This window comes from Nonomuraea sp. bgisy101, assembly GCF_057708945.1.
This window is the reverse complement of sequence record NZ_JBYITD010000023.1, coordinates 58,854-70,562: the sequence shown is the minus strand read 5'-3', so window position 1 is coordinate 70,562 and position 11,709 is coordinate 58,854. Positions and strand designations below refer to the sequence as shown.

Genomic DNA, 11,709 nt, shown 5'->3' with positions numbered 1-11,709 from the left:
GCCGCCCGTGCGAGCGAACCGCTTCGCCACCACGGAGGTCACCCCTATGACCAACTGAAGGAAGGCGGGCCATGGCGGCGCGCTTCGGCGCGGGCCCCAACGGCCGCGGTCCAGATCGTGACGGCGACCAGCGACCACGAAGGTGAGGTCGAACAGGAGCTCCAGCTGGCTCGATGCGCGGTGCGGCTCGTCGATGGAACGGGCGCTCATCCTGACGCGGATGCGGATGGTGGTGCTGGCTGGTGGCAAGGTCTCGCTCCTGTCGCTGAGTGAATCCGTCCTGCAGAAAGACAGGGCAGCACGCCTATCTGTGACAGGCGTCGCGTCGCCGCAGCTCGGGACACGGCACCGAGCTTTGACGCGCTACAGGCAGGCTGCGCGCCTGCCGCAGAGAGATCCCGGGTGAAGGGATCGGCTCGTCAGGAGTTCTTCCGCGGTGGGGTGAGCAGTCGGTCGAGCAGGATGTGGAGGAACCTGCGGAAGTCGCGGCGGGCTTGCTGGTCATCGGGGCCGAGGCGGTTGCCCTCGTCGTCGAGTACGTCGCCGCAGCAGAAGCCTTCGACGCACCAGATCATCGTCCAGAGGACGTACCTGAAGTCGGGGGCGTCGTCCATGTGTCCGGCCTCGAGGGCGGGTTTGACGCTCTCGTGGACCTGGGCGTGCAGCGGCCAGACATAGCGACGCTCGAGATCGGTGATGTCCTGGGCGTCGAAGAGGCTGCGGTGCGCCCAGAGCGCGGGGATTTGCGGGTTGGACAGGCAGAAGTCCAGGTAGCTGTCGGCCAACGCGTGGATCATCTGGGGGGCGTCGGCGGGGGACAGGGGAGTGAACCGGGCCATGACCGAGTCGATCGCGGCGCGATCAGCCTCGTGGGCGCGTTCCATGATGGTGAGGTAGAGGTCTCGCTTGCTCCCCAACTGGGAGGTCACCGTGGCGACATCGAACCCGGCAGCCTCCGCTATTTGCTGAAGAGAAGTCCCGTCATATCCGAGCGCCGCGAACATGCGGGTCGCGATCTCCAGGATCGTCTCTCTCTGGTCGGCAGCAGAGGTCATGAAGCGGAAGGTATGGATGGAATCGGGCAGGGTCAACCATTGGACGGGCAAGGGCAGGCCATCTGTCGGCCCATTCGCGGAGCAGGGACGCCTGGCCATTCAGGCCCCGCGGTGGCGCCTGTCCGCCGCCGGCGGTCACGTGCACACGAGCGATCAGCGGCGGCGCAGTGACGGGTCGAGCAGGGCGGGCGGCGTGTCGAACTTCTCGTGTGCGGCCAGGTCGATGCCGGGTGCGACGATCGCATCGATGGCGTCGAGCACGTCGGCGGCGAGCACGGTGTCGGCTGCGGCGAGCTGGGAGTGCAGGTGGTCCAGCGTGCGGGGGCCGATGATCGCGCTGGTCACGGCCGGGTGCGCGGTCACGAAACCGAGCGCGAGCTGGATCATCGTCAGGCCGGCCTCGTCGGCGACCTTCGCCAGCTGCTCGACCGCGTCGAGCCTGGCGCGGTTGGACGGAATGGAGGTGTCGAAGCGCTGCGGCATGAACGTGGAGCGGTTGGTGGCGATCTCCCGGCCCTCGCGGATCGCGCCCGACAGCCAGCCCGAGGCCAGCGGGCTCCATGCCAGCACGCCGAGCCCGTACTGCTCGGTCACGGGCAGGACGTGGGCCTCGATCCCGCGTTGCAGGATCGAGTAGCTGGGCTGTTCGGTGACGTAACGGCTCAGGTGGTTGTCCCGGGCGGCCCACTGGGCCTGCACGATGCGGTAGGCGGGGAAGGTCGAGGAGCCGAAGTAGCGGATCTTTCCCGCACGCTGCAGATCGGTCAGGGCCGACAGCGTCTCCTCGTCGCTGGTTGTCGGGTCCCACCGGTGGATCTGATAGAGATCGACGTGGTCGACACCGAGGCGGCGCAGGCTGTTGTCGAGCTCGGTGACCAGCCAGCGGCGCGAGCTGCCCTGATGGTTGCGCTCGTCGCCCATCGGCATGCTCGCCTTGGTGGCCAGCACGATGTCCTCGCGGCGGCCGGCGATGGCCTTGCCGACCATCTCTTCCGACTCGCCGTCGCTGTACCGGTCGGCGGTGTCGATGAGGTTGATCCCGGCCTCCAGGGCCGCGTCGACGATGGCGGTGGCCTCGTCCTGGGTGGTGCGTCCGATCGCGCCGAAGTTCATCGCGCCGAGCACGAGGGAGCTGACCTGCACTCCGGTGCGGCCCAAGGTGCGGTACTGCATGACCGTGTTCCTCCATTGCGGTAAGGCGTGGTGGCAATGCGTGGCTTGGTTGGCCCCTGCTCTGGCATCATGAGCAAACGGAACCGTGTTCCGTAAACGATAAGGAACGTTGTTCCGTTTGGCAAGCTCGGAGTGGAGGAGCGGCGCGGTGAACGACAGTGACGGAGGCGCGGGGCATGCGGCCCCGCGCAAGCGGGCCGACGCCCGGCGCAACGAGAGGGTGCTGCTCGACGCCGCCGCGGCGGTCTTCGTGGCCTCGGGCGTCGAAGCGCCGGTGCGCGACATCGCGGCCAGGGCGGGGGTCGGGGTGGCGACGATCTACCGCCACTTCCCGACGCGAGCGGATCTCATCGTCGCCGTCTACCGGCATCAGGTGGAGGCCTGTGCCGAGGCCGGTCCGGCCCTGCTGGCGAGCGGCGCGACTCCTCACGCCGCACTGGGGCGATGGATCAACCTGTTCGTCGACTTCCTGGTCACCAAGCACGGGCTGGCCGCCGCGCTGCGGTCCGGCGACGCGGGCTTCGACACGCTGCACGCCTACTTCCTCGACCGGCTCGTTCCCGTGTGCGCCCAACTGCTCGACGCCGCGGCCGTCGCCGGCGAGATCCGCCCCGACGTCGACGCCTACGAGCTCATGCGTGGCGTCGGGAACCTCTGCATCGGCGCGGACAGCGATCCGCGCTACGACGCACGTCGGCTGGTCGAACTGCTCATCGCGGGACTGCGCCTGCCGCGCTAGCCGCAGCGCGCATCCGGAACTGCGATCCGCATGCTGGGCGTCCCGAGTGACGACGTGACGCCCAGCCCCGTGAGACCGGAGCTGCCTCCGCTGTCGCATTTACGACATGGCATACAAACGGCAGGTCCAGACGCTGGCGGGCGGGGCCCGCCGGCACCCACTCTCGTGATCACTAGTGGTTGACGCGAGAGGTTTACCCCCCATGCACTGGTTCGCACATGCGGCGGTGGGAGTATCCACCGCCGCTCTGTTGAGCTCTCCGTTGCCGGCAGCGGCACCGCCTGCCGCTTCTGGCGTCCACCGCGTCACCTTGATCACCGGTGATGTGGTCACCGTCAGGGAGGCGGCGCAGGGCAGGCGCGCGGTAGAGGTGAAGCCGGGGCCCGGCCGTGACCGGATGGGCTTCCACACCATCGAGGAGGATGGCGAGCTGCGGGTCCTGCCGGCCGACATGGTGCCCTACCTGGCGGCCAAGCGGCTGGACCCGAGCCTGTTCTCCGTGACCGATCTGATAGAGCAGGGATACGACGACGCGACGACGGACAAGCTGCCCCTGCTGTTCGTCTACGACGCCATGGCCACCACCAGGACCGCGACTCCGCTGGAGAGCGTCAACGGCCGAGCCGTCTCGGCGGACAAGCGCACGATCGGCCAGCTGTGGAAGTCCCTCGACGAGGAGCGGGCGAGCCTGGCCCAGGGCGTGGCGAAGATCTGGCTCGACGCCAAGGTCAAGGTCACGCTCGATCACAGCGTGCCTCAGGTGGGCGCGCCTGAGGCGTGGCAGGCCGGATTCGACGGCAAGGGCGTCAAGGTCGCCGTCCTCGACACAGGAGTCGACGCGACCCACCAGGACCTCGCGGGCCGGGTGAAGCAGACCAAGGTGTTCACCGGCGACCAGAACGCGAACGACGCCCATGGGCATGGCACCCACGTGGCCGCCACCATCGCGGGAGGGGACGGTAAGAAGGGCGTCGCCCCGGGCGCCGAGCTGATCATCGGCAAGGTGCTCGGAGACGACGGGTCCGGCACCCTGTCCGGCGTCATCGAGGGCATGGAATGGGCTGCCGCCGAGGGCGCGTCGGTGATCAACATGAGCCTCGGCGGTGATGTCACCGACGGCACCGACCCGCTCAGCGTCGCCGTCGACAATCTCACCGAGCGGACCGGTGCGCTCTTCGTGGTCGCGGCGGGCAACAACGGCACGGCCTACTCCGTGGGCAGCCCGGGAGCGGCCACGTCCGCGCTGACCGTCGGCGCCGTGGACGGCAAGGACGCCATCGCGGACTTCTCCAGCAGGGGTCCGCGCCTGGACGACGCGCCCAAGCCCGACCTCACGGCACCGGGCGTGGGCATCGTCGCGGCCAGGGCGACGGGCACCGCCATGGGCCGGCCCGTCGACGAGCACTACACGGCCGCGTCGGGAACCTCCATGGCGACTCCGCACGTGGCGGGGGCCGCCGCGATCCTCAAGCAGCGCCATCCGGAGTGGAAGGCGGGGCAGATCAAGGATGCCCTGGTGGGCTCGGCCAGGACGGTGGCCGGCCAGCAGGTCGACGACGCGGGCGCAGGCAGGCTCGACGTGGCGCGCGCCCTGCGGCAGGGAGTGACGGCCACGGGCGTGGTCAACCTCGGCAGACACCAGAAGGGTGAGGGCACGGGTACGGCCGAGGGCACGATCACGTACACCAACGGCACGGCCGCGCCGATCACCCTGCAGCTCTCCAGCAGCCTCGAGGGCGCCGTGCTCGGCGCGCAGAGCGTCACCGTCGCGGCCGGTGGCACCGCAGAGGTCCAGGTCCGGGTGGACCTGGCCAAGCTGCCCTTCGGCAGGTACGGCGGGCAGGTCACCGCGACCGCGGGAGCCGAGAGCGTGCACACCACGCTGGCGCTCACCTGGAAGGGACCGCAGCACACGGTCCGCTTCACCGCCGTGGACGCGGCGGGCAGGCCCACCGGCACCGACACCCTGTCGATGTTCGGCGGGTCGCAGCAGGACGACGTCTTCACCTGGGTGCCCGAGCAGGGCCTGACCGTGGAGGTCTCCGAGGGCACCTACATGACGCAGGCGATCAACCTGGCGAGCGGGTGGGGCCGCACGCACCCGCGCGACGGGCTCTTCGTCATTCCGGAGCTCAAGGTCGACCGCGACCTGGAGGTACTGCTCGACTACCGCAAGACCAGCCCCGTCACCGTCAAGGTGAGCGAGCCGGTGGAGCAGGTGGGCATCTTCACCTACTTCACCCACCGCGCCTTCGGCTCCCGCAAGATCTCCCAAGGCGTCATGAACTTCGACGTCGTCGAGGGGCTCAATGTATCGCCGACCAGGCCGGTCAGCGAGGGCACGTTCGAGTTCGCCTCCCGTTGGCAGCTGGTCGCTCCGAAGATCTCCGCGCGGGTGGCAGGTGCCGCGTACCCGATGGGCTTCCTGGGCGGCTCGCCCGGCGTGGAGGGCCGTCACCTGTGGCGGCTCGCGGAGGGGGCGGACGGCGCTCGGGGCAAGGTCGCCGTGATGGGCGACCCATCAGTGGCATGGGAAGACGCCGCTGCGGCGGCGGTGAAGGCGGGGGCGGTCGCGGCGATCATCGTGATGACTCCCGACGACGCGCTCGGGCGTGGATGGAACCCGGTCAACGTGTCGCTGCCCATCCCGGTCATGCTGATCGCCAACGATCACGGTCAGCGGCTGCTCGAACAAATCAGAAAGGGCCATGCCCTGCTGGACATCAGCGGAACGATGGCGTCGCCGTACCTCTATGACGTCATGCAGGTCTCCGGCGGGCACGTGCCGGACAAGATCGTGCACGAGGTGAGCAACCGCAACACCGCTCGCGTGGATACGAAATATCAGGACACGGGCGGGTTCGGGTGGGCCAAGGAGCAGCGGTTCGGCTGGCGGCCATGGCAGGCCTACTCCCTGGGCGCCCAGATGGAGACGCAGCGGATCGTGAAGACGCCGTTGCGGCGGGCCGAGTACGTCAGCGCCGACGGCTCCTTCTGGCAGCACATCGTCAACCACCAGTTCACCTGGGACGACATGAACCGGTTGCAGGACGGGCTCACCGAGCCGCCCCGCACCTACCAGCCCGGTCAGCAGGTCAGCGAGAGCTGGCACGCCCCCGTCGTACGGCCCGCCATCCCGGACTGGCTGGCTCCCTCCACCCGCACGGGCGACACCCTGGAGATCCGTGTCCCCGAGTTCGTCGACGCCTCCGGACACGTCTCCCGTGCAGGAGTCGACAACGACAGCACCTCGGCCAGGTTCCTGAGGGACGGCAAGCTCGTGGAGGAACGTGACGCAGCCTGGGGCGCCTTCCCCGCCGTACCTCAGGAAGCCGAGTACCGCCTCGAACTGTCCACCAGACGGACCTCCGAGGAATGGACGAGGGCGATCGCGACCGAGACCGCCTGGACGTTCAGGTCGACCCAGGGCCAGCAGGTGCTGCCGCTGCTGCAGGTCGACTACGACGTGCGGCCAGGCCTGCTCGGCTTCGCCGTACGGCACCAGAAGGGCGTGAGCGGGCTGACCGCCAAGGACCTGCGGCTGGAGCTGTCCTATGACGACGGCGCGACCTGGCGCAGGCAGCCGGTTCTCCCGCTCGGCCACGGTCGCTACAGCGCGGTCGTCCTTCGTCCGCATCCGTCGCTTCGCGTCACCGCGATCGACTCCGGCGGCAACCAGATCAGGCAGACGGTGATCAGGGCGTACTGACCGTCACAGCCAGTTCTCGCGGGCGGCGTGCCAGGCCAGCTGCATTCTGGTCTGGGCGCCGGCCTGCTCCATCAGATGGGTGATCCGGCGCTGGACGGTCCTGTGCGACACCTTCAGCTGCGTGGCGATCGACTTGTCGGGCACGCCCGCCACCAGCAGCGACAGCAGGTAGAGGTGGTCGGAGTCGAGCGGGCTGCCCGGCCTGGTGAGAACGACGGGCGTGGCCCGCTCCCAAAGGCTCTCGAACAGCGCCTTGAGCGCGTCCAGCAGGCTGCTCGGCCTGATCAGCGCCGCGGTGAGCTGGGTCAGCCCGCCGGTGTGCTGGATCAGCGGGAGCACGCCCAGCTCGCCGTCTGCGATGATCATCCGCACCGGCAGGGTGGGAAGGGCACGCGCCTGCTCACCCAGCTCGATCCCGTCGGCGAGGTTGACCAGCATGCCCGGCTCCTCGAGCAGGGCTCGTTCGTACAGGACGCGGTAGCCCACCCCGCGTCGCAGCGCGGCCAGCTCCTCGGTGTTCTCCTGCGAGGTCATCGCCACGTGCCCGGCCCGGCAGAGGCTGACGACCTCGCGGCGGGCGTTGTCCTGCAGCAGGCGCAACTGCTCGCGCAGCGCCGTCCTGCTGGTGATCACCTCGATCAGCTGGGCGGCCTCGCGGCGCCGCGAATGGGCCAGGTACTCCTCTGTGAGCTGCTCCACAGCCTGCCGGGCCCGGTCCACCTCCTCCTGCCGCCTGTGCAGCCTGGCCGCGAGTGCCACGTCGGGCGCGACCGCGGTGAACCTGTCGGACTCTCCTGGTACTGCTCGCGCCAGACCCTTGGCGAGCAGGGAGCCGAGCGCCCGCCGCGCCACCTCGTTCTCGACGCCGAGTTCTTCTGCCAGCTGGGTGGGCTCGACCCCGGCGGTTCTGACCAGGAGCCGGTAGGCGGCCTCCTCCTCGGCGCTCAGCCCTGCGGCGCTCAGCACGTCACTCGAGAGACCCGGTCGCGGATCCCCACCATGATCGGGCCCGAGGTGGCGAACGTCCGCACGAGATCACGCCTTTCCGCGAGGCCGGCCGGTACCGTCGGCTCCTCGCGCGCGAACACCTCGCCGGTCGCGCTCCGCGGGTCGACCCGCGGCAGGGGGCCGCATCCTGTCAGGTCGGGCTCCTCGCATCGGCGGGAGTCGCCGTCGGGCGGCATCGGGATGGGCGGGACCAGGCGGTTCATCGGGGCCAGCGTAGCGAGGAAGCGCGGGTAAAGGGGTGCGCACGTGGCCTAACAGGATCCGCAGGGCTTCGACCTGGTCAGGGGCGCCGGCCGTACCGGGACCTCAGCTCCAGGTGAGCCGCTCGGCCAGCAGCGCCTGCTGGGCGGGGTTGGCGGTCAGCGCCAGCGCCCGCTCGTCACAGGCCCGCGCCTGGTCGGCGCGGCCCAGCTCGCGCAGCAGCTCGGCGCGGGTGGCGTGCCAGAGCGCATACGAGGCCAGATCCTGCTCCAGCTCGTCGAGTTCGGCCAGTGCCGCCGTGGCCCCGTGCACGTGCCGCAGGGCGATCGCCCGGTGCAGCCGGGTGACCGGCGAGGGGGCCAGGTGGAGCAGCATGTCGTAGAGCACGAGGATCTGCGCCCAGTCGGTCTGCTCGAACGAGGCCGCCTCCGCGTGACAGGCCGCGATCGCCGCCTGCAACTGGTACGGCCCCGGCCGGCGATGCGCACGCGCGGCCCGCGTCAACAGCGCGGTCGCCTGCTCGATCGCCTGCCGGTCCCAGCGGGCGCGGTCCTGATCGGCCAGCAGCACCAGACGGCCGCCGGTGTCGAAGCGGGCCGGGCCGCGCGCCCGGTGCAGCCGGATCAGTGCCAGCAGCCCGGCCGCCTCAGGCTCATCCGGCGCCAGGTTGGCGAGTAGCGCGGCCAGCCATTCGGCGTCGTCGACCAGGTCGCGCGCCTGCGCGCGTTCGGGCGTGCTGGACAGGTATCCCTCGTTGAACAGCAGGTAGACGACCGCCAGCACCGAGCGCAGTCGCTCCGGCAGCTCGTCCTCGGTGGGGACGCGGTAGGGGATGCCGGCTTGACCGATCTTCTTCTTCGCCCGGGTGATGCGCTGCGCCACCGTCGTCTCCGGCACGACGAACGCCGCGGCGATCTGGGCCGTCGACAATCCGCACACCACCCGTAGCGTGAGGGCGATCTGCGCGGCCGGGGCGAGCGCCGGGTGGCAGCAGGTGAAGATGAGCCGCAACCGGTCATCGGCCGCCTCCGGCTCGGGCCAGTCCAGCTGGGCGAGCTTGGCCCGATAGTTCGACTCGCGCCGCAGCACGTCCAGGCCCCGCCGCCGCGCCACCGTGTACAGCCACGCCTGCGGCCGCTCCGGAATCCCCTCGACCGGCCAGCGGCGCAGCGCCGTCTCGATGGCGTCCTGCACCAGGTCCTCGGCCGCGGAGAAGTCCCCCAGCAGCGAGATCAGACTCGCGGCCAGCCGGCCCGCGTGCTCACGTACCACGCGGGCCAGCACCCGCCCGCTCTCGCCGCTGACGCCGTCGAGGTCGCCGAGGCCGTCGAGAGAACGGGCCGGGTGGCCGGTGGGCTGGTCCGCAGGGGGCGTCATGCGACGGGGCGGATCTCCACGATCGGGCACGCCGGCCACGAGCGGGCCAACTTCAACGCCTCGTCCAGATCGGCCACCTCGACCTCGGCGATGCCGCTCACCACCTCCTTGCCCTCCATGAACGGCCCGTCGGTGACCACCGGCTCAGCACCGTCCAGGCGGAGCGTGGTGGCGGTGTGCACCGGCGCCAGATGCGTATGGTGAGTGATCTTGTCGGCGTGCTCGGCGAACCACCGGCCCACCGCCTCATACGCCTGGCGCTGCTCGAGCTCGCCCATCGCCTCGAGTTCGCGGGCGAACTGCTCGGTCTCGATGAACATCAACACGTACTTCACGCTCTGGACCTCCTTCTCGACGATGATGTACCCGGGCGGGCTCAGCCGGCCGGAAGGGCGGCGTACAGGTCGACGCCGCCTCCGTCCGGGTCGGCCACCGTGGCATAGCGCATGCCCCAGAAGGCGTCGAACGGCTCGGCCAGCCCCTGATACCCGGCTTGGCGGAGTTCGGCGTACTTGGCATCGACGTCGGCCGGGGTCTCGAACTCGAAGCACAGCAGGGCGCGCGGGCCGCCGGACGGCTTCGTCCAGCCGGGCAGGAACGGGGTGCGGAAGCTCTCGGTGTCGAGCATCACGTGCATCCCGCCGGGCAGGTCGCAGCCGGCGTGCTCGGGCGAGTGCTCGTCGATCTTGAACTCCAGCCCGAGACGGGCGTAGAAGGCGATCGAAGTCTGCAGGTCGGACACCACGATGTCGATGGTGCTGAGCGTCGGATTCATGATCGGGCTCCTGTGGTCCATGGTCGTGCCGGGCGCGCCGCCCCGCCGCGTCGGCGGTGGCGGGAACCGGCCCCTTTACCAGCACGACGATCGGGGCAGGCCCCGATACGACACCTCCGACGCGGACTTTCAACAGCGTTCTGCCCAGTACGGCCCCGGGCCCGTGCCCAAGGTCGTCGCCCATGGCCACGCGGCAGGAGCCGAACCGGCTGGGCGCGGCCCGCGCGCGGGGAAATGCGCTCGCTCGCTTCACCGGCAGCCCGCTAGTGTCGCGCGGATGAATGACGTGCGTCTGCCTCTGCTGTGGCTGTCGGGGCCCACGGGTGTCGGGAAGTCCTCGGTCGGCTGGGAGGTGTTCGCGCAGCTGAGTCGTGGCGGGGTCAAGGTGGCGTTCGTCGACGCTGACCAGATCAGTCTGTGTCACCCCATGCCGGAGGGTATGACGCATCGCATCCGCGCGCGGAGTCTGGCTGCGATGTGGCCGCACTTTCGGCAGGAAGGAGTGCAGTGTCTGGTCCTTGCGGGCTTCGTCGACACTCCCGAGGAGGTTCGTGAGTACACCGCCCTTCTTCCGGACGCCGCTTTCACGTTGTGCCGGCTGCGCGTCGACAGCGCTGAGCTCGAAGAACGGTTTCTCGGGCGGGGGTGGCGTCCGGATCTGGTGGAGGATGCGGTCGCGGAGGCGCAAGCCCTGGAACGCAGCGACTACGCCGACGTGTGCGTGGATACCGACGGCTTCGCGGTATCCGAGACGGCCCGGCTGATCCGTGAGCGAGCCGGGGGATGGCCGGGCGGCCTCCCCAGCGCGACGTTCCACGGTTTCGGCGACCGGCCGAGCCGCACGCCGACACCACAGGTGGACGCCGCACCGGTACCCGTGCTGTGGCTCTGCGGTGCCACGGCGGTCGGGAAGTCGACGGTCGGCTACGAGATCTTCACGCAGGTCTACCGGACCGGCGTGCGAGCCGCCTATGTCGATGTGAAGCAGCTCGCGGCGCTGCGTCCCGTCGCGGACGACGACCTGGACAGCCATCGCCTCAAATCGCGCAACCTCGCGGCCGTCTGGGCGGGATATCGCGCGGCCGGTGCCCGGTGTCTGATCGTCTCCGGCGAGGCCGACTCCGACGACGCTGTCCGGGGTTACGCCGCGTTGCTTCCCGGAACCGCGTTGACCGTGTGTCGTCTGCATGCCGGGCCGGCAACGCTGGCCGAGCGCGTCACGCGGCGTGGCCGGGGAGGAGGACCGGCCATACCGGGTGACGAACTGCGAGGGCTGGGCCCGGCCGCCCTGCACCGGATCGCCGAACGAGCGGCGCGCGAGGCCGAGGCGCTCGACCGTGCCGGAGCAGGTGATCTGCGTGTCGACACCGAAGGCCGAACGGTGGAAGAGGTGGCCGCGGAGGTACGGGTTCGCAGCGGCGATTGGCCGGATCTCATCGGTTGAACCGTCCGTCCTCCCGAGAGGGCCGCTGCCGGGCAGACCTGCCCGGCCTGACAGCGGATCGTCTTCACCGTCCCCGCCACGGCAGCGACGCACCGCCCCGAGGAAGCGGGCCCGGCGGCACCGCGGCGAGTCGTTTCCGTGCGTTCTGGCCGGGCAGGCGTGAGTGAGCGCCTGCCCGGCGAGGTGCCTCGCTCACGGCCGGCCGACGAGCATGGTCGCCGGAACGAT

10 protein-coding genes are annotated in these 11,709 nt (G+C 70.1%); 3 read left to right on the top strand and 7 right to left on the bottom strand.

Annotation, left to right across the window (positions count from 1 at the left end):
• Window positions 1-419: 419 nt before the first annotated feature.
• Window positions 420-1,055: a TetR/AcrR family transcriptional regulator gene (locus AC3EO4_RS35950; protein ID WP_431899878.1), complete on the bottom strand. Its 636-nt coding sequence runs from the start codon at window positions 1,053-1,055 to the stop codon at window positions 420-422.
• Between the two features lie 153 nt (window positions 1,056-1,208).
• Window positions 1,209-2,228, bottom strand: coding sequence for an aldo/keto reductase (locus AC3EO4_RS35945; protein WP_431899877.1), 1,020 nt, complete (start codon window positions 2,226-2,228; stop codon window positions 1,209-1,211).
• A gap of 148 nt (window positions 2,229-2,376) precedes the next feature.
• Between AC3EO4_RS35945 and AC3EO4_RS35940 the strand changes: the two genes are divergently transcribed.
• Together AC3EO4_RS35940 and AC3EO4_RS35935 are read left to right on the top strand one after the other, a co-directional pair.
• Entirely contained in the window at window positions 2,377-2,967 is a 591-nt protein-coding gene (locus tag AC3EO4_RS35940) for a TetR/AcrR family transcriptional regulator (protein WP_379573292.1), read from the top strand.
• Between the two features lie 310 nt (window positions 2,968-3,277).
• Window positions 3,278-6,676, top strand: coding sequence for a S8 family peptidase (locus AC3EO4_RS35935; protein WP_431899876.1), 3,399 nt, complete (start codon window positions 3,278-3,280; stop codon window positions 6,674-6,676).
• 3 nt (window positions 6,677-6,679) lie between these two features.
• Here the strand turns inward: AC3EO4_RS35935 and AC3EO4_RS35930 are convergent, their stop codons facing one another.
• The 5 genes from AC3EO4_RS35930 to AC3EO4_RS35910 form a co-directional block, all read right to left on the bottom strand.
• On the bottom strand, window positions 6,680-7,642 hold the full coding sequence (locus AC3EO4_RS35930) for a helix-turn-helix domain-containing protein (protein ID WP_379573294.1): 963 nt from the start codon (window positions 7,640-7,642) through the stop codon (window positions 6,680-6,682).
• Window positions 7,636-7,887, bottom strand: a complete 252-nt coding sequence (locus AC3EO4_RS35925; protein WP_431899874.1) for a hypothetical protein — start codon at window positions 7,885-7,887, stop codon at window positions 7,636-7,638. The genes AC3EO4_RS35930 and AC3EO4_RS35925 overlap by 7 nt, the downstream gene beginning before the upstream one ends.
• 103 nt (window positions 7,888-7,990) lie before the next feature.
• The gene (locus AC3EO4_RS35920; protein ID WP_431899872.1) at window positions 7,991-9,262 is read right to left on the bottom strand and encodes an RNA polymerase sigma factor; all 1,272 of its coding nucleotides are present in this window, start codon (window positions 9,260-9,262) and stop codon (window positions 7,991-7,993) included.
• On the bottom strand, window positions 9,259-9,597 hold the full coding sequence (locus AC3EO4_RS35915; protein WP_379573297.1) for a YciI family protein: 339 nt from the start codon (window positions 9,595-9,597) through the stop codon (window positions 9,259-9,261). The genes AC3EO4_RS35920 and AC3EO4_RS35915 overlap by 4 nt, the downstream gene beginning before the upstream one ends.
• Window positions 9,598-9,638: 41 nt before the next feature.
• Window positions 9,639-10,037 carry a VOC family protein gene (locus AC3EO4_RS35910; protein WP_379573298.1) on the bottom strand — a complete coding sequence of 133 codons (399 nt, stop codon included), beginning with the start codon at window positions 10,035-10,037 and terminating at the stop codon, window positions 9,639-9,641.
• A 277-nt stretch (window positions 10,038-10,314) separates the two neighbouring features.
• Between AC3EO4_RS35910 and AC3EO4_RS35905 the strand changes: the two genes are divergently transcribed.
• Window positions 10,315-11,481, top strand: coding sequence for a hypothetical protein (locus tag AC3EO4_RS35905; RefSeq protein WP_431899870.1), 1,167 nt, complete (start codon window positions 10,315-10,317; stop codon window positions 11,479-11,481).
• The last annotated feature ends 228 nt before the right edge of the window (window positions 11,482-11,709 follow it).

Excerpts from the sequence above, each read along its gene's own strand:
- AC3EO4_RS35950 (WP_431899878.1), bottom strand. The coding sequence starts at position 1,055 with ATGACCTCTGCTGCCGACCAGAGAGAGACGATCCTGGAGATCGCGACC.
- AC3EO4_RS35945 (WP_431899877.1), bottom strand. The coding sequence starts at position 2,228 with ATGCAGTACCGCACCTTGGGCCGCACCGGAGTGCAGGTCAGCTCCCTC.
- AC3EO4_RS35925 (WP_431899874.1), bottom strand. The coding sequence starts at position 7,887 with ATGAACCGCCTGGTCCCGCCCATCCCGATGCCGCCCGACGGCGACTCC.
- AC3EO4_RS35920 (WP_431899872.1), bottom strand. The coding sequence starts at position 9,262 with ATGACGCCCCCTGCGGACCAGCCCACCGGCCACCCGGCCCGTTCTCTC.
- AC3EO4_RS35910 (WP_379573298.1), bottom strand. The coding sequence starts at position 10,037 with ATGAATCCGACGCTCAGCACCATCGACATCGTGGTGTCCGACCTGCAG.
- AC3EO4_RS35905 (WP_431899870.1), top strand. The coding sequence starts at position 10,315 with ATGAATGACGTGCGTCTGCCTCTGCTGTGGCTGTCGGGGCCCACGGGT.